At 70.0% G+C, this 17,485-nt stretch carries 18 protein-coding genes; 10 read left to right on the forward strand and 8 right to left on the reverse strand.

Translation table 11 applies throughout. The features are described 5' to 3' along the window. The gene (gene cbiQ, locus J0695_RS23025; RefSeq protein WP_206964232.1) at nt 1–762 is read left to right on the forward strand and encodes a cobalt ECF transporter T component CbiQ; all 762 of its coding nucleotides are present in this window, start codon (nt 1–3) and stop codon (nt 760–762) included. Further along, the gene (locus J0695_RS23030; protein WP_372445818.1) at nt 759–1,517 is read left to right on the forward strand and encodes an energy-coupling factor ABC transporter ATP-binding protein; all 759 of its coding nucleotides are present in this window, start codon (nt 759–761) and stop codon (nt 1,515–1,517) included. The genes cbiQ and J0695_RS23030 overlap by 4 nt, the downstream gene beginning before the upstream one ends. Here the strand turns inward: J0695_RS23030 and J0695_RS23035 are convergent. Both J0695_RS23035 and J0695_RS23040 read right to left on the reverse strand, forming a co-directional pair. Next, the gene (locus J0695_RS23035) at nt 1,504–2,166 is read right to left on the reverse strand and encodes an NUDIX domain-containing protein (RefSeq protein WP_206964236.1); all 663 of its coding nucleotides are present in this window, start codon (nt 2,164–2,166) and stop codon (nt 1,504–1,506) included. The genes J0695_RS23030 and J0695_RS23035 overlap by 14 nt on opposite strands. A gap of 11 nt (nt 2,167–2,177) precedes the next feature. Continuing rightward, nucleotides 2,178–2,963 (reverse strand): DeoR/GlpR family DNA-binding transcription regulator, encoded by a 786-nt coding sequence (locus J0695_RS23040; RefSeq protein ID WP_206964238.1) that lies wholly within the window; start codon nt 2,961–2,963, stop codon nt 2,178–2,180. 146 nt (nt 2,964–3,109) lie between these two features. Here J0695_RS23040 and J0695_RS23045 point away from each other — a divergent pair, with 146 nt between their 5' ends. Together J0695_RS23045 and J0695_RS23050 are read left to right on the forward strand one after the other, a co-directional pair. Continuing rightward, nucleotides 3,110–4,267 carry a serine hydrolase domain-containing protein gene (locus tag J0695_RS23045; RefSeq protein ID WP_206964266.1) on the forward strand — a complete coding sequence of 386 codons (1,158 nt, stop codon included), beginning with the start codon at nt 3,110–3,112 and terminating at the stop codon, nt 4,265–4,267. 7 nt (nt 4,268–4,274) lie between these two features. After that, nucleotides 4,275–5,048 (forward strand): SDR family NAD(P)-dependent oxidoreductase, encoded by a 774-nt coding sequence (locus J0695_RS23050; RefSeq protein ID WP_206964240.1) that lies wholly within the window; start codon nt 4,275–4,277, stop codon nt 5,046–5,048. 11 nt (nt 5,049–5,059) lie between these two features. On the opposite strand, the gene J0695_RS23055 is transcribed toward J0695_RS23050, so the two are convergent. From J0695_RS23055 to J0695_RS23080, 6 genes are all read right to left on the reverse strand, one after another. Continuing rightward, nucleotides 5,060–5,305, reverse strand: a complete 246-nt coding sequence (locus J0695_RS23055; RefSeq protein ID WP_206964242.1) for a type II toxin-antitoxin system RelE family toxin — start codon at nt 5,303–5,305, stop codon at nt 5,060–5,062. Then, nucleotides 5,302–5,574 carry a type II toxin-antitoxin system prevent-host-death family antitoxin gene (locus J0695_RS23060; protein ID WP_206964244.1) on the reverse strand — a complete coding sequence of 91 codons (273 nt, stop codon included), beginning with the start codon at nt 5,572–5,574 and terminating at the stop codon, nt 5,302–5,304. The genes J0695_RS23055 and J0695_RS23060 overlap by 4 nt, the downstream gene beginning before the upstream one ends. Nucleotides 5,575–5,636: 62 nt before the next feature. Further along, nucleotides 5,637–6,482, reverse strand: coding sequence for an EamA family transporter (locus J0695_RS23065; protein ID WP_206964245.1), 846 nt, complete (start codon nt 6,480–6,482; stop codon nt 5,637–5,639). Then, on the reverse strand, nt 6,479–6,970 hold the full coding sequence (locus J0695_RS23070) for a YbaK/EbsC family protein (protein ID WP_206964247.1): 492 nt from the start codon (nt 6,968–6,970) through the stop codon (nt 6,479–6,481). The genes J0695_RS23065 and J0695_RS23070 overlap by 4 nt, the downstream gene beginning before the upstream one ends. 57 nt (nt 6,971–7,027) lie before the next feature. Next, entirely contained in the window at nt 7,028–8,695 is a 1,668-nt protein-coding gene (locus J0695_RS23075; protein ID WP_206964249.1) for a penicillin-binding transpeptidase domain-containing protein, read from the reverse strand. A gap of 143 nt (nt 8,696–8,838) precedes the next feature. After that, entirely contained in the window at nt 8,839–10,914 is a 2,076-nt protein-coding gene (locus J0695_RS23080; RefSeq protein WP_206964251.1) for an alpha-galactosidase, read from the reverse strand. Between the two features lie 74 nt (nt 10,915–10,988). Here J0695_RS23080 and J0695_RS23085 point away from each other — a divergent pair, with 74 nt between their 5' ends. The 6 genes from J0695_RS23085 to J0695_RS23110 all read left to right on the forward strand — a co-directional run. Then, a complete protein-coding gene (locus J0695_RS23085) occupies nt 10,989–12,143 on the forward strand; it encodes an ROK family transcriptional regulator (RefSeq protein ID WP_206964253.1) in 1,155 nt (384 codons plus the stop codon). Between the two features lie 108 nt (nt 12,144–12,251). Further along, the gene (locus tag J0695_RS23090; protein ID WP_206964255.1) at nt 12,252–13,478 is read left to right on the forward strand and encodes an ABC transporter substrate-binding protein; all 1,227 of its coding nucleotides are present in this window, start codon (nt 12,252–12,254) and stop codon (nt 13,476–13,478) included. Between the two features lie 6 nt (nt 13,479–13,484). Next, on the forward strand, nt 13,485–14,462 hold the full coding sequence (locus J0695_RS23095; RefSeq protein ID WP_206964258.1) for a carbohydrate ABC transporter permease: 978 nt from the start codon (nt 13,485–13,487) through the stop codon (nt 14,460–14,462). A gap of 4 nt (nt 14,463–14,466) precedes the next feature. Further along, nucleotides 14,467–15,306, forward strand: a complete 840-nt coding sequence (locus J0695_RS23100) for a carbohydrate ABC transporter permease (protein ID WP_206964260.1) — start codon at nt 14,467–14,469, stop codon at nt 15,304–15,306. A gap of 27 nt (nt 15,307–15,333) precedes the next feature. After that, nucleotides 15,334–16,695, forward strand: coding sequence for a glycoside hydrolase family 27 protein (locus tag J0695_RS23105; RefSeq protein WP_206964262.1), 1,362 nt, complete (start codon nt 15,334–15,336; stop codon nt 16,693–16,695). A 109-nt stretch (nt 16,696–16,804) separates the two neighbouring features. Further along, on the forward strand, nt 16,805–17,485 hold a 681-nt coding region (locus J0695_RS23110; protein WP_206964264.1), incomplete at its 3' end, for a glycoside hydrolase N-terminal domain-containing protein.

A 17,485-nucleotide genomic window follows, 5' to 3' on the forward strand; every position in this document is an offset into this window, starting at 1 on the left:
ATGGGCGCGGGCCACGCACACCGCCTCTACCGGCACGGGCACTCGCCGGTCCACCGGCTGCCCCCGCACTGCAAACTCGCGGCCGTCTTCGCCTTCGTGATCATCGTGGTGTCGACGCCGCGCGAGTCGATGTGGGCCTTCGGTCTGTACGCGGTCCTGCTCGCGGCGGTCGCCACGGCGGCCCGCATCCCCGCGGCCTTCCTCCTCAAGCGTCTGCTGATCGAGGTCCCGTTCGTGGCCTTCGCGGTCCTGATGCCGTTCGTCGTCCCCGGCGAGCAGGTGCACGTCCTGGGGCTCTCGCTCAGCGAGCCCGGCCTCTGGGGCGCCTGGAACGTCCTGGCCAAGGGGACGCTCGGCGTGGGCGCGTCCGTCATCCTCGCCTCGACGACCGAACTGCGCGAGCTGCTCCTGGGGCTGCAGCGCCTGAAGCTGCCGCCGCTCCTCGTCCAGATCGCGTCCTTCATGATCCGTTACGGCGACGTCATCACCGACGAGATGCGCCGGATGTCGATCGCGCGCAGGTCACGCGGTTTCGAGGCGAAGGGCATCCGCCACTGGGGCGTACTCGGCAAGACGGCGGGCGCGCTCTTCATCCGCTCCTACGAACGGGGCGAACGCGTCCACCTGGCCATGGTCAGCCGCGGCTACGCGGGCTCCATGCCGGTGATCGACGAGGTCACGGCCTCCCGCGAGCAGTGGACGTACGCCGCGGCACTCCCCGTCGCCGCCCTCTTCATCTGTCTGTTGGGATGGACGCTATGACCACCGCACCTCAGCCTCCCTCACTTGAGGTCTCCGGCCTCGCGTACGCCTACCCCGACGGGCATCAGGCGCTCTTCGGCGTCGGGCTGACCGTCGGCCGCGGCGAGCGCGTCGCCCTGCTCGGGCCCAACGGCGCGGGCAAGACGACGCTCGTACTGCACCTCAACGGCATCCTCACCGGCGGCGCCGGCACGGTCACCGTGGCCGGACTGCCCGTCGCCAAGGCCAACCTCGCGGAGATCCGCCGCCGGGTGGGCATCGTCTTCCAGGACCCCGACGACCAGCTCTTCATGCCGACCGTCCGCGAGGACGTCGCCTTCGGTCCTGCGGCGGCGGGCATGCGCGGCGCGGAGCTGGAGGCGCGGGTGCACAAGGCCCTCGCCCTCGTCGGCATGGAGGAGTACGCGAACCGGCCCCCGCACCATCTCTCCTTCGGGCAGCGCCGCCGTGTCGCGGTGGCGACCGTCCTGGCGATGGAGCCGGAGATCCTCGTACTGGACGAGCCGTCGTCCAACCTGGACCCGGCATCGCGCCGTGAACTGGCCGACATCCTGCGCTCGTTGGACGTCACGGTCCTGATGGTCACCCACGACCTTCCGTACGCCCTGGAGCTCTGCCCCCGTGCGGTCATCCTCAGCGACGGCGTCATCGTGGCGGACGCCCCGACCAGGGACCTGCTCTCCGACGACGAGCTGATGCGCTCGCACCGCCTTGAGCTGCCGTTCGGGTTCGACCCGCGGACTACGACCGTCTGAACGGGCCGTCCAGGGCTGCCCATTGGAGCAGCATGATCGTCTTGGCGTCCGCGATCGCACCGTCGCGGACCATCGCCAGGGCCTTGTCGAAGGGCAGCTCGACGGTCGTGATGTCCTCGCCCTCCTCGGCGATCCCGCCGCCGCTGCCGGTGGCCGCCGCCGCGCTGTAGGGCGCGGCGAAGAAATGCAGCCGCTCGGTGACCGAGCCGGGGCTCATGTACACGGCGAAGACCGGCTCGGGCGTGCCGACTTCGTGCCCGGTCTCCTCCGCCGCCTCCCTGCGGATGGCCTCCTCGGGGCTGTCGCCGTCGAGGAGTCCTGCCGCGGTCTCCAGGAGCATTCCGTCGGGGTGCCCGTTGACGTACGCGGGCAGGCGGAACTGGCGCGTCAGCAGCACGGTCGCGCGCTCGGTGTCGTACAGCAGGATCGTCGCGCCGTCGCCCCGGTCGTACGTCTCGCGCTGCTCGCTGCTCCAATGGCCGTCGCTGTGCTGGTAGTCGAAGGTGGTCCTGCGCAGGACGTACCAGTCGCTGGAGAGCACCTCCACGTCGCTGATCCGCACCCGCGGATTGCCGTCGAGGCCGTGTCCCTGCCGGTCGAGGCCGGTGCGGCCGCGGCGGTCGGGGGTGTCGATTCCGGGGGTGGTCATGGTGCCGCTCCTCAAGCGAGTTCGGTCTCGACGCCCGCGTCGCGCAGCGCCTGAAGTGTTTCCGGACCGCGCGGGTGGGTCCCCGGGTCGTCGGCGGCGGTGTCGGTGACGAAGGTGTCCACGGCGCCGAGCGGGGCGACCTGGCCGAAGGCGCGCACGCCGAGCTTGGTGGCGTCGGCGACCGCGGTCGTACGGGCCGACTGGGCCAGGCCCACCTGCTTGACGGCGGCGTCCTCCAGCGAGAACTCCGACCAGCCGTGCTCGGCGTGCACCCCGCCGATCGACATCACGAAGGTGTCGAAGACCAGCGACTCCAGGGTGCGCAGAGCGAGCGGTCCGACCAGCGAACGCTCCCCGGGGCGCGAAAGTCCGCCCACGACCAGCAGTTCGATGCCCGGCCGGTCGGCGAGCACCACCGCCGCCTGCAAGCTGAGGACGGCGACCGTCAACGGGCCCCGGGCGGCGAGGTGTTCGGCGACGTGCACGGTGGTGGTGCCCGCGTCCAGAAGCACCCGCGACCCCGGCTCCACGGTCGCGGCCACCCGCGCACCGAGCCGGTCCTTGGTCGCGGCCTCCCAGGGCTCCCGCACGTTGAATCCCGCCCCCTCCTCACGGGCACGGTTCGCGACCGCGCCGCCGTGCACCCTGCGGACCAGTCCCTGGCGCTCCAGGGCGTCCAGGTCCCTGCGCACGGTCATCTCGGAGACGCCCAGGCGCTGGGCGAGTTCGGACACGGAGGCCTGGCCGGATCCCTGCACGAGGCGAAGGGTCAGATCGAGGCGGTGGGCGACGCTCATGGATCATTTATCGCACATACGGATGGGAGATTGCACATCCTGCTGTTCATTTGATGCGGGCGCCCTCGCTGCGGGACCTGTCGGCGCGGCGATGCACTATGGAGGGTGCGCCGGTGGGGCGCGCGAGACAGCGGGAGTGCGCAGTGGTGGACGTCCAGGGCACGGTGGCGGACGGCTTCGAGCCGGTCCGGGACGCGTTCGTACGCAACTTCGAGCAGCGGGGTGAGCGGGGCGCGGCCGTCACCGTCTACCGCGGCGGCCACAAGGTCGTCGACCTGTGGGGCGGCACACGCGATGTGGACGGGACCGCTCCCTGGGCCGTGGACACCGCGCAGATCGTACGGTCCGCGACCAAGGGCGTCGCGGCCGCCGTGCCGCTGCTGCTGCACCAGCGCGGACAGCTGGATCTCGACGCACCGGTGTCGACGTACTGGCCCGAGTTCAAGGCCGGGGGCAAGGAGCGGGCCCTCGTACGGCATCTGCTCTCCCATCAGGCCGGGGTGCCGCTGCTCGACCGGCCGCTCGGCCCCGCGGAGGCGCAGGACGGCGAGTCGGGGCCGCGGGCCGTCGCCGCCCAGCAGGCCGTGTGGGAGCCGGGGACCGATCACGGGTATCACGCGCAGACCTACAGCTGGCTGATCGGCGAGCTCGTGAAGCGGGTCACCGGGCGGACCGTCGGGCGGTGGATCGCCGAGGAGATCGCCCGGCCGCTCGACGCGGACTTCTGGGTCGGTCTGCCGGCCGACGAGGCGCACCGGGTGGGGCGGATCGGGAGCGTCGAAGTGGCAGCGGTGGGCGGGGAGTTGAAGCTCCGGCCCAAGCGTTCGGTGACCGAGGCGTACACCGATCCCGCGTCCCTCACCCGCCGTGCCTTCGGCGCCATCGACCCGCTCCCCGACGAGAACGACCCCGCCTACCGGGCCGCCGAACTGCCCGCGTCGGCCGGGATCTCGACCGCGCGGGCGCTGGCCCGGCTGTACGCGGCGATGATCGGCCCCGTCGACAACGGCAACCGCCTCTTCGCCCCCGCCACGCTCGCACTGGCGCGGACCGAGGAGTCGGCGGGCCCGGACCGCGTCCTGGTCGTCAACACCCGCTTCGGGCTCGGCTTCATGCTCCACGGCCCCGCGGCGCCGCTCCTCGCCCCCGGCTCCTTCGGGCACCCCGGGCGCGGCGGGTCGCTGGGCTTCGGCGATCCGGAGTCGGGGATCGCGCTCGGTTACGTGACCAACGGCATGCAGAAGGGGGTTACCGCCGATCCCCGTGCACAGGCCCTGGTCAGGGCGGTGCGTGCGGCGTCATGATCCGTGGATGAAGCGATTCGATGGATACGGAGTCCTGATCACCGGCGCCGGACAGGGGATCGGGGCGGCCACCGCGCGCCGCCTCGCCGAGGAGGGCGCGCGCGTCCTGGTCACCGACCTGGACCCCGGCCGGGCGGAGAAGACGGCCGCCGCCCTGCCGGGCGCGCTGCCCTTCGCCTGCGACGTCCGTGACCGGGCGTCGGTGGAAGCGGCGGTGGCGCGGGCGGTCGAGGCGTTCGGCTCGCTCGACGTGGTGGTCAACAACGCGTACGCCTGCACCCCGGACGCCCCGCTCTTCGAGGACCAGGACGACGTGTCCTGGCACCGCGACCTGGACGCGACGCTGACCGGCGCGTTCCGCGTCTGCCGTGCGGCACTGCCCCATCTGGCGGTGGCGGCGGGAGGGCGCGGCGCGATCGTCAACATCGGTTCCGTCAACGCGGAGGTCGACTTCGGCAACCACGCCTACAGCGCGGCCAAGGCGGGCCTCGCCTCCCTGACCCGTACGCTCGCGGGCAGTGCGGCACCGCGGGGCGTACGCGTCAACATCGTGGAGCCCGGCACCATCCGCACCGACGCCTGGACCGGCCGCGAACGCGACCTGGAGCAGCTCGCCCACGTCTATCCGCTGGGCCGGGTCGGCGAACCGGACGACATCGCCTCCGCCGTCGCCTTCCTCGCCTCGCGCGACGCGTCCTGGATCACGGGGACCACGCTGCGGGTGGACGGCGGGATCCTGTCGGCCAACGGGGCCTTCGCACAGGCGCGTTCGGACGTCTGATCGGCGTCTTCTCAGGCGTGGCCGATGTGTTCGACGTGCACTGCGTTCTCGGCCTCGCTGATCCGGTAAAGGATGCGCCGGGCCCCGACATGCCACCGGCGGTGACTGGTTCCCCAGGCGCGGGATCCGGTCGGCGTCGGGTCTGTGGTGAGAGAGTCGATCGCCCGCACGATCTGTGCGGTCACCGCAGGATCGTTCTTCAGGTATCCGGCGAGTTGGTCGAGCGCAGCCGGTTCGATGGTGACGCTGATGCTCAAAGCTCGTCCTCGCTGATGCCTGCGGCGTCGAGGAGCTGCTGCCGTGCGGTGGCCCAGGGCACGGCTGCGGGGGTCACGCCGAGTGCGCGGTCGCGTTCCAGGCGTGCGATCGCGAGGGCGTCTTCGAGATCTTCGAGTTCGGCCGGAGAGATCAGGACAGCGGTCGGGGTGCCCCGGTCGGTGAGGGTGATGTGCTCGTGCTGGGCGGCGCGCCGGGCGAGGTCGCCCAGCTGGCCGCGCGCGTCCACAATCGAGTAGGTATCTGACATGACGCAAGTGTACACCTGGATTACACTTGTGGCGCGGGCTCTTGCACTTCTCAGCCCGCGTGTCAGCCCGCGTGCAGCATCAGCCCGATGCCGACCACCATCAGGCCGGCCGCGGCGATCCTCGGCGCCCCGAAGCGCTCCTTGAAGAAGAGCGCGCCGATGCCCGCGCCCACGATGATCGACGATTCGCGGAGCGCCGCGATGGGTGCGAGCGGGGCGCGGGTCTGGGCCCACAGCACCAGTCCGTACGCGATGACCGACAGCGTGGCGCCGGTCATGCCCCGGACGGCGAACGGCCGCAGCTGCGGCAGCAGTTCGGCGCGCCGCTTGTGGAGCGCATACACCGGGATCGCGACGCCCTCCAGGATCATCAGCCAGGCGATGTAACCGAGCGAGGACCCCGAGGCGCGCACGCCCAGCCCGTCGACCGTCGTGTACGAGGCGATCGAGAGCCCCGTCGCGAGCGCGGCGATCAGCGCCGGCCAGTGCGGGCGCGAGCCCTTCATGCCCCACAGCGCGACTCCGACCAGACCGGCGGACGCGACCGCGACACCCGCCAACTGCCAGGCGTCGGGGATCTCGTGGACGAACACGGCGGCGAGAACGGTGACGACGAGCGGTGCCGTCCCGCGCGCGATCGGATACATCTGCCCGAAGTCGCCGAGCGTGAACGACCGCATGAGCAGCAGCATGTACGCGACGTGCAGGACGGCCGAGGCGATCAGATACGGCCAGGCCCCGGCGTGCGGAACGGGCACGAAGGGCAGGGCGAGCAGCCCGAGCAGCGCGCCGCCGCTGGAGATGAGCGTGAAGGAGACCAGCTGGTCCTTCATGTGGTGGGCGAGGGCGTTCCAGGTGGCGTGCGTTATCGCTGCGAAGACGACCGCGAGGGTGACGAGCGGAGTCACGCGGTGAGCTCCCGGACGTCCGTGAGAGTGGCCCCGGCGTGCTCGATGACCGACTTGGGGTCGAGGGCGAAGACGGTGTGCGGGGTTCCGGCCGCCGCCCAGACGACGTCGTGGTCGAGCAGGCCCCGGTCGGCGAGGACGCGGGTGGGGTTGCGGTGGCCGAAGGGCGGGACGCCGCCGATGGCGTACCCGGTCGTCTCCCGTACGAGAGCGGCGTCGGCCCGCTTGACCTTCGCGGCGCAGAGAGCGAATCGGACGAGCTCGGTGTCGACGCGCGACGCCCCGTCCATCAGGACGAGGACGGGCACGCCGTCCGCCTGGAAGATCAGCGACTTGACGATGGCGCTGAGCTCGCAGCCGATGGCCGCGGCGGCTTCCACGGCGGTCCGGGTCGCCTCGGGGAAGCTGCGGATCTCGACGTCCTCCAGGCCCAGTTCGCGGAGGGCTTCGGCGAAGCGGGGGTTGAGGGCGGGTGCAGGAGTACTCATGGTCCGCACGCTAGCGCTCGGCGTGCGGACCATGCGAGCGGCATTCGCGGGGTGGGATCAGCCTGCGCGCAGGACGGCCGCGACGACGGGACCTGCGGCGGTGCCGCCGTGGCCGCCGGACTGGACGACCGCGGCGGCGGCGAGGTCGTCGCTGAACCCGGTGAACCAGCTGTTGGACTTGCCCTGGGCGTCGACCTCGGCGGAGCCGGTCTTGGCACCCTTGTAGCCGCCGACTCCGGACATGGCGCCGGTGGCCGTCCCGTAGCCCGCGGTAGCGGTGGTGTGCAGCATGTCGCCCAGCTGCCGGGCGATGTTCTGCGGCATTGAACGCGTCGACGCGATGGGCTCGTTGATCAGCGACCTCGGCACGATGACCGGCTGCCTGAAGGTTCCGGACTTCGCGGTGGCCGTGATGGACGCCATGTTGAGGGGATTCATCGTGACCTGGCCCTGACCGATCATCGCGGCCGCCTGGTCGGGTCCCTGTGCCGCGGGAACACTGCCGTCGCTGGTGGGAACGCCGGCATGCCACGTGTCGCCGATGCCGAAGTACTTCTTGGCAGTCGTGGAGAGTGCGGTTTCCGCGGGGATGTTCTTGTCCCGGAACTGGCCGAGCGGCTTGATGAAAGCGGTGTTGCAGGAGCGGGCGAAGCTGGTGGCGAGAGTGCCGTCGGGGATGTGGAAGTTGTCCAGGTTGTGGAAGGTCTGACTCTGCCAGACGACGTTCTTCGGGCAGAGAATGGACTTGTTCTCGCCGGCGAGACCGTTGTCGATCAGCATCGCCGCCGTCACGATCTTCATCGTCGAGCCCGGTGCCTGCTTGCCCAGCATCGCCGCGTTGTAGCCGTCCGTCCGGTGGTTGGCCACCGCCCGGATCTCGCCCGTACTCGGCTTGACCGCCGCGACCGACGCCTCCGGGAACTGCTTCACGGCCCGCTCGGCCGCTGCCTGCACATCCGCGTCCAGGGTCGTGTGCAGCAGCGCGGGCTTGCCCTTGGTCAGGGTCAGGAGGGAAGCGTCCGGGGCTGTCTCCGCGTCCGGGCTGTCACTGGTGATGTACGTCTCGATGCCCGGCTTGCCGCCCAGCTTCGCCCCGTACTTCGTGCGCAGCTGATCCAGGATCGTCCCCAGCGAGGGGTACTTCTCCTTCGTCAGCTCCCGGCCCCGGTAGTCCACGGCCTTGATCGCCGCGACCGCCGCCTCGCCCGTCTTGATCGACTGCCCGGTCTTCAGCTGCGGGTGGACCACGGTCGGCTGCCAGTCCACCAGCGGACGCCCGGTCGTCTGCCCGCGTACGACGGTGAGCGCCGATGCGTACGACCACGGCTTGCTCACGTCGCCGAACGAGACCGTCGCGTTCACCGTGTACGGCACCTTCGCGCCGACCGGCGCCCCCGGCGTCACCACCATCTTGGTGACGGCGGCGTCCTCCTTGTACGAGGCCAGCGTGGACTGCGACTCCACCGGATTGTTGGTGAGCTGCGAAGCCTTCTCCGGGTCCCCCGACGCCCACGCCGCCAGGAAGTCCTTCGCGGTGTTCTTGATCTCGTCGCCACTCACCGGACCGGTCCTCGCCGGGGCGTTCTGGGTCGTCGTATGACCGCTGCCGCTCCCCGACGAACCGCCGGTGACCCCGTTCCACACGTTGTACGCGCCGTAGCCGATCCCACCGACCACGACCACGAACACACTGCCGACAATGCCGACCTTCGCCCCGCTGCGCATCGCGCTGTCCCCTCCCCAGGAGCCCCGTTAGTCCTTGAACACGTTCAAGGACCTATTCGAGGACACGGTAAGCGCATTCCGTGAGGGAGATGTGCCTGCAGGGACCACCGTTACAAGACCGGGATCCCTTCCCGCCCGTCCGGTCACTGCCGCGTGAGCCGCACCACGGCGCTCGGCCGGTCACCCTTGGGCAGGGCGAGCGGCAGGCCGTGGGCGAGCAGCGTCGCCGCGTGGTGCACGGCGCCGGTGGTGTCGTCGACGTAGACAGCCGCAGGTGGGAGCCCGGCCAGCCGCAGCGTGCGCTCCTCGCCCCAGGCGATCACCACGACCCGGTCGTCCGCGAGGTACTGCACGGCGTCCGCGAGCCGGTACTGCTCGCCGCCCTGCACCACCGGGCGGATGTCCTTGTAGAGCGCCACCAGCCCGGCGGCCTCGGTCAGGTCGGCCCGGCTCCAGCGGGAGAGGTCGCCGCCGATGCCGAGCGCGCCGGTCATCGCGACATGGAAGCGGTAGGGGAGGGGGGTGGTGCGGTGGGTGTACGGGTTGGGGCTGTCGGTGGCCCAGGCGGACATGGTGCGCGCCGGATAGATCTGGCTGTATCCGTGCTGGATGGCGATCCGGTCGTCCGCGTCCGTGTTGTCGGAGATCCAGATCTGGTCCGTACGGGCCAGCATGCCGAGGTCCGCACGCCCGCCGCCGCCCGCGCAGCCCTCGATGCGCAGGCGGGGATGGGCGCGGCGCAGCCGGTCGAGCACCGCGTACACGCCCCGCGTGTGGTCGGTCCACAGGCGTTCGGCGTCGGGGTGGCCCGGCCATCCCGCCTCTGTGAACGCACGGTTCATGTCCCACTTGAGGAAGTCGATCTCGTACGTCGCCACGAGCCGCTCCAGCCACTCGTAAGCCCACTCGGTGACGTCGGTGCGGGCGAAGTTGAGGACGAGCTGCTGGCGTAGTTCGCTGCGGCGCCGGTTCGGCATGTGCAGCACCCAGTCGGGGTGCGCCCGGTGGAGATCGCTGTCCGGGTTGGTCATCTCCGGCTCCACCCACAGGCCGAATCCCATGCCGAGTCGCCGCACCTCATCGGCCAGCGGGCCGAGCCCGTGCGGGAACCGCTCGGGGTTCGGATGCCAGTCGCCGAGCCCGGCGCGGTCGCTGGTGCGCTGCCCGAACCAGCCGTCGTCCACCACGAACAGTTCGACGCCCAGTGCGGCGGCGCGCTCGGCGAGGGCCCGCTGGCCCTCCAGGGTCACGTCCCAGCCGGTGGCTTCCCAGCTGTTGTACACAACGGGGCGTATCTCGTCGGGGCGCGGCAGGACGTGCGCGGTGACGTACCGGTGCCAGCCGCGGCTGGTCGCACCGAACCCTCCCTGGCTGAACTGGCCTGCGAACACCGGGGTTTCGTGGCTCTCGCCGGGCTGCAGCCGCCAGGTCAGACCGTCGTGCCCGGCGCCACCGGTGACCGCGAACGGTCCGCCGGTGTGGTCGCGTGTCGCGGTGATGCGCCAGCTCCCGGACCAGGCGAGGGCCATGCTCCACACCTCGCCGTGGCTCTCGTCGGCGTCACCCGCGTCGACCATCAGCCAGGGATTTCCGAAATGTCCGGAGATTCCGCGCCGGCTGGTGAACACGGTCTCGGCGTACGGAGCTTCGGTCCGCCGCAGCTGCGTCTCGCCCGACCACGCGCCGACCGTGTGGCTCAGCCGCACACCGGATGCTGCGGGGACCGACCAGCTAGCGGCGTCGCAGCGCAGAATCTCGATGGGTTCGCCGGCGGTCTCCGCCGTGCCCAAGTGGCTGAGCGTCATGGAGCGTTCGATGACGTCGCTGTCCTCGTGCACCGCGTAGTGGAGCGTGCAGCCGAGCGGATAGTGGCGATCCCGGAGCCGTACGCGGAGGCGGCTGCCCCCGGTCCTGTCCTCGATCTCGTGGCTCTCGTAGGCCCACTCGACACCGCGCGCCCCGTCCGCGTACCGCACGAGCAGCGAAGGCGCCCCGAATCGGGCGCCGCCCTCAACGGCCATCTCCTCGCCACCCGTCGAGGCGAAACTGCTGGTCATTCCGTCGTACGTGGGCAGGGCGACGGCCTGGCCGAGCGTGAGCGGCGCACCCCAGTGCACATGCCGTGGGCTGTCGTCCGCGCCGATGCGCAGCGCGTACGAGGTGGCGGGGGTGGCGAGGAGGAACGTGCGACTGGGCTCGTCGTAGGACACCTGTGACATGAGCAAGGAGCCTAGATCCGAACTCGTCAAATTTAAATATTGACGAAGGAAATTATTCCCCCTACGTTTCCCCCATGTTGCTGAACCGAGCGAAGCTGCTCGCATCTCCGGCGGCCAACTCGGTGTTCACCACGGTGCTCACGCGTGGTCCGGTCGTCCGCCCGGAGATCGCCAGGATCACGGGTCTCTCCTCCGCCGCCGTCACCAAGGCGGTCAAACCGATGATCGAAGCCGGATACCTGGAGGAACTGCCACAAGGCCCCCGCATCGTGGAGGGCGCGGGCCGCCCCGCGCACCCACTCGCAGTCCGTGCCGACCGCGAGTTCTTCGTGGGCATCAAGGCCACGGCCGACGAACTCATCGGTGTGGTCACCGACTTGAGGGCGCAGGTACGGGCCGCCCACCGGATCCCCGTGACCGACCGGTCGGCGGCGCAGGTCGTCCGCGACATCGCCGCGCTCGTCGCGGAACTGACCCCCGTCCACGCCGAGCGGACGCACCACATCGGGGTGTCCGTCTCGGGTGACGTGGACCGGCGGGGCGGCGTCGTGCGCTACTCGCCGTTCCTCGGCTGGCGCGACGTCCCGCTGGCCGAACTGGTGGCCGCCGCCACAGGGCTGACGGTCACCGTCGAGAACGACGTGAAGGCCCTCACCGTCGCCGAGCAGTGGTTCGGCGAGGGCGTGGGCGCGGACTCCTTCGCCCTGGCCACGGTCGGCGTGGGCATCGGCTGCGCGCTCGTCGTCAACGGCCGGCTGGTGGCCGGGGGGTACGGGGTGGCCGGCGAGATCGGTCATATCCCCGTGGCCGCCGGAAACGGGCCCGAATGCCATTGCGGCGCCCGCGGCTGCGTGGAGTCGATCGCCTCGGAGGAGGCGATCGTCGCCCGGGCCCGGCACGCGGCGGGCGATCCCGACCTCGACATGGCCGGGGCGATCGACCGGGCCCATGGCGGGGACGCCGCAGTACGCGCCGTGTTCGACGAGGCGGGCGAGGCCATCGGGCTCGGCCTCGCGGCCATGGTCAACCTGGTCGGCCCCGAGCGGGTCGTCGTCTCGGGCGAGGGCCTGGCCGCGTACGACCTCTTCGAAGAGCAGATCCGCGCCGCCTTCACCACCCAGGCGTTCGGGGCCGCCGCCCGCTGCCCGCTCATCGTGCGCCCCCTGCCCTGGGAGGAATGGGCGCGCGGGGCCGCCGCCGTAAGCATCCAGTCACTCTTCGCCGCCTGAACCGCACGACCTCCTCACCCTCACCCTTCCCCCCCGCAAGCCTCCGTTCCCCGGAAAGGCCCTGTCATGACTGCCAGTTCCGCTTTGTCCCGTCGGGGATTCCTCGGCATGTCCGTGCTGTTCGTGGCGGGCAGTGCCGTCGCCTGCTCCAGCAACCCGCAGGCCACCGCCTCCGCCAAGGGCGCCAAGGTCACGCTCACGCAGTGGTACCACCAGTACGGGGAGGAGGGCACGCAGGCCGCGGTGAAGCGGTACGCCAAGGAGTTCACCAAGGCCAACCCGGACATCGCGATCAACGTGGTGTGGGGAGCCGACACCTCCCAGTACGAGACCAAGCTGAACGCCGCCCTGCTCGGCGCCGACGCCCCCGACATCTTCGAACTCGGCGATTTCCGCGCCGAGATGGCACGCAAGGGCCAGCTGGAGCCCCTCGATGACGTCTACGGGTCCGCCAAGGACGGCTTCAACAAGGCGGACATCGACTACCTCACCGTCGACGGCAAGCTCTACGGCATGAAGACCATCGACGACATCATGATGCTCTTCTACCGCAAGTCGATGCTGACGAAGGCCGGCGTCACCCCGCCCACCACCTTCGCCGAACTGACCGCCGCCGCAAAGAAGTTGACCGACGGCGACATCAAGGGCCTGTTCATAGGCAACGACGGCATCGGCGACAGCCCCTACCTCCTCGCCTGGTCCCAGGGCGTGGACATGATCAAGGACGGCAAGGTCGTCTACGCGGACGCAGCCAAGTCCATCGGCGGTCTGCACGACCTGCACTCCGACAAGTCGATCCTGCTCGGCTTCACCACCGACTGGTACGACGCGGGCGCGTTCACCCAGGGCGCCACCGCCATGCAGTGGTGCGGCCTGTGGGCGCTGCCCACCGTCGAGAAGGCGCTCGGCGACGACTTCGGGGTCGTGCCGTGGCCCGCGTACGACGCCTCCGGGAAGCCCGTCGCCCGCCTCGGCGGCTGGTCGCAGGCGATCAACTCCAAGAGCAAGCACGTCGCGGAGGCCAAGAAGTACCTCCAGTGGCTGTGGGTCGAGCAGTCCGCCATCCAGATGGACTGGGCGGTCAAGTACGGCTTCCATGTGCCGCCGCAGAACGCGGTCGCCGCGAAGACCCCGGCGCTGAGCAAGGGCGCCGCGAAGGACACCGTCACCATCGGGACCAAGTACGGCATCTCCTTCCCCGCCGAGTGGACCCAGGCCATGCAGGCCGAGTTCATCGCCGCTGCCGCCGACATCGCCCAGGGCGACGACCCGGCGAAGACCCTGAAGAAGGCCCAGTCCAAGGCGCAGTCGGACCTCGACAAGCAGATGGGCTGACACCTCATGACCGCCACCGGCACCGCGCCCCTGCGCAAGCGTGCCGCCCGGCCGGCACCCGCCAAGGTGCCGCGCCGCCGGCGGCTGACCGAGCGACGCTCGAAGGCCCTCGCCTTCATCGTCCTGACCGCGCCCATGCTGATCGGCCTGGCCGTCTTCCGTTACGTGGCCATCGGCTGGAGCTTCCTGCTGAGCTTCAGCGAGGCCCGGCGCACCATCTCCCTCGGGAAGTGGGTCGGCCTGGACAACTACAAGGAGCTGCTCAGCGACGAGCGGTTCCGCGACTCGCTCACGATGATCGTGCTGTTCACGGCGATGATCGTGCCGGTCACCTTCGTCGCGTCCCTGGGCCTCGCCGTCCTCGTCAACCGGGTGCGGCGCGGCCGGGCCTTCTTCCGTACGGCGTTCCTGCTGCCGGCGGCCGTCAGTTACGTCGCCGCCGCGATGATCTGGAAGATGGCCCTGTTCAGCGGGGTGCCGTCCGGCCTCGCGAACACCATCGGCGCCCTGTTCGGCGCCGACGCAACGCCCTGGATCCAGACGCAGAGCCCACCCCTGTACTGGATCGTGCTGGTCACGCTCCGCCTCTGGCTCCAAGTCGGCCTGTACATGATCCTGTTCATCGCCGGCCTCCAGTCCATCCCGCCGCACCTCTACGAAGCCGCGTCCCTCGACGGTGCGGGCCCCTGGCGCACCTTCCGCTCCATCACCTTCCCCATGCTGCGCAACACGTCGGTCGCGATCCTGCTGCTGATGTTCATCGCCGCGCTCCAGGCCTTCGACGAGTTCTACGCGATCTTCTCCACCGGCGCCTCGCTCGGCAGCGAACCCGTCCGCACCCCGCTCATGCACCTGTACGGCGTCGCCCTGCAGGACCAGGACTACGGCGTCGGCTCGGCCGGGGCCTTCCTGCTCACCCTCCTGATCGTGCTGATCACGCTCGTCCAGGGCCGGATCCTCGGGTTCGCCCGCGACAAGGACTGAACCCATGAACCGATACCGAGGGAGCGTGCTCGGCTCCGCCGTCACGTACCTGGTGCTGTGCCTGCTGTCCGTGGTCTTCCTGATCCCGTTCTACGTACTGCTGCGCAACGCCTTCATGACGACGCCGGAGATCACGGCCACCGACTGGCACTGGCTGCCGTCTTCACTGAACTGGGACAACTTCACGTCCCTGTTCGACAACCCGGAGCGACCGTTCGGCCGTTCCCTCGCCAACTCCCTGCTGATCGCGGTGATTTCGGCGCCGGTCTCGACGCTGTTCGCGTCGATGGCCGGGTACGCCCTGGCGCGTATCAACGTGCCGGGACGAGGGGTCGTCCTCTCGCTCATCGTCGGCACGCTGATGATCCCGCAGGCCGTCACGTTCCTGCCCACCTTCGTCGTGGTGGGCTCCATGGGCGGCGTCAACACGATGTGGGGCCTGATCGCACCGGGTCTGTTCAACGCGTTCGCCGTGGTCCTCTTCCGCAGCTTCTACCTCTCCTTCCCCGCCGAGATCGAGGAAGCGGGCCGCATCGACGGCCTCAGCTACCTCGGTGTGTACGGGCGGATCATCCTGCCCAACTCGGTGACGATGATCGCCTCCCTCGGCGCACTGTCCTTCATCGAGGCGTGGAACTCCTTCCTCTGGCCGCTGATGATCGGCCAGGACCCGAACAGCTGGACCGTACAGATCGCGCTCTCCAGCTTCCTCACCTCCCAGACCGTCAATCTGCCCGAGCTGTTCGCGGGCACGGCGGTGGCGATCCTCCCTCTCGTGATCATGTTCCTGGTCGCCCAGCGCCACATCGTCCAGGGCATCGCGATGTCCGGTCTCAAGTCCTGAAACTCCCTTTCCCCGGAGGTACTTCCAGTGACCCGAACGACCCGAACGACCCGAACGACCCGCTCGACCCGACGTGCGACCCTCGCCGCGGCGGCCTGCGCCCTGCCGCTGGCCCTCGCCCTCTCCCCGGGCACGGCCGAGGCGAGGACCCCGTACGTGAAGCCCTTCATGGGGTGGAGCAGCTGGAGCGTGGAGTCGTCCTCGCGCAGCGGCTACGGCACGCACTGGCTGAACGAGGGCAACATCAAGAACGCCGCGGACTCGCTCAGCAGCAATCTGTCCTCGGCCGGATACAAGAACCTGAACATCGACGCCGGCTGGAACTTCGACTACGACTGGAACTTCCACACCGACGCCAACGGCATCCCCGACGCCGACAAGGACCGCTTCCCCAGCGGGATCCAGTCGCTCTCCGACTACATCCACGGCAAGGGCCTCAAGCTGGGTCTGTACGGCGCCGCAGGCCTTGAGCAGGAGGTCTACAACAAGAACGCGCCCATCCTCGGCACCGCATGTCATGCACAGGACATTGCGGTGAAGCCGCTGACGGCGACCAACAAGTGGGGCGGCAACTGGAAGATCGACTACAGCAACCCGTGCGCCCAGGAGTACATCGACTCCATCGTCGCCCGCTACGCCTCCTGGGGAGTCGACTTCATCAAGATCGACGGCGTGACGAAGGACAACGTCGCCGACATGAAGGCATGGTCCACCGCGATCGACCACAGCGGCCGCAGCATGTGGCTGACGGCGAGCGCCTGGCCGGTCGACCTGGACGCAGGCGACGGCCTGCGTGGCTCGGTGAACGGAGTCCGGGTCGACACCGACATCGAGTGCTACTGCGAGACCACCAGCACCTGGACCAGCTCCGTCGACGACCGCTTCACCGACCTGCCCGCCTGGCTGCCCAAGCTGTCGGCCCCCGGATACCTCGGCGACCTCGACTCCATGCCGATCAACAACAACACGGGCAGCGGCCTGCAGGACGGCCTGAACGACACCGAGCGGCAGACCGTGATGACGTTCTGGTCGATGGCGTCGTCCCCGCTGTACGTCGGCGGCGACATCTACTTCCTCGACGGCAAGGCCAAGTCGATCCTGACCAACCCCGAGGTCATCGCGGTCGACCAGGCGGCGGTCCTGCCCCGGCAGATCCGCTCGGGCGACACCCAGGTGTGGACGAAGAAGATCGGCGGCGCCACGTACCTGGCGGTCTACAACCTCGGCTCGACGCCCACCGACATCTCCGTCAGCTTCAAGGACCTGGGCCTGTCCGGCAGCATGCAGCTGCGCGACGCGGTCTCCCGCAAGGACCTCGGCCCGGCCACCGGCTCCTGGACCGCTTCCGCCGTCCCCGCGCACGGCTCGCGCCTGATCAAGCTGTCCTGACGGGCTTCGTACGGCAACTGCCCCGCGGTGCGCGGAGGCCGGCGCGCGCATCGGCGCGCCGGCCATCCCCCCGCGCGGCCTCGTCAACCCCTCAACCTACGGAGCCCACATGAGCAACGGACCCTCCAGACGCCTGGTCCTCGGCATGGGCGGCGCGCTCGCACTGAGCGCCCTGCCCGTCTTCACCGCGCACGCCGCGCCGAACCGCCCCATCTCGTCCCCGCTCGTCCCCGCGGACAGGGCGACGACCCTCTGGTACCCCGAGCCCGCGGACGAGGACCTCCTCATCGAGCAGGGCCTGCCGCTGGGCAACGGCCGCCTCGGCGCCATCGTCGGAGCCGATCCCTCCCGCGAGCTCTTCCAGGTCACCGACGCGAGCCTGTGGACGGGCGGCGCGAACACCACGCTCGACAGCGACGGCCAATTCCCGTACGGGCGCGACGACTTCGGCAGTCTCACGCTCCTCGCACGCGTGATGCTGTACATGCCGGACCACGAGTTCTCCTCCGTGTCCGACTACCGCCGCACGCTCGACCTGAGCAACGGCATGGTCACCACGACGTACACCAAGAACAAGATCCGCTACGTCCGCGAGATGTTCGCCAGCGCCCCCGACGACACGATCGTCGTCCGCCTGAGCCAGAGCGGCGGAGGATCGCTCACCGGCGCCGTCATCCTCTCCGGCACCCATGGCGAGACGACGAGCGTGGACAAGGCCCGCAACCTCGCCTCCTTCTCGGCGGCCTTCGGCAACAAGCTCCGGTACGCCGCCGCGGTCACCGCGGCCGGA

The sequence above is a fragment of the Streptomyces beijiangensis genome (assembly GCF_017315755.1).
GTDB lineage: Bacteria > Actinomycetota > Actinomycetes > Streptomycetales > Streptomycetaceae > Streptomyces > Streptomyces beijiangensis.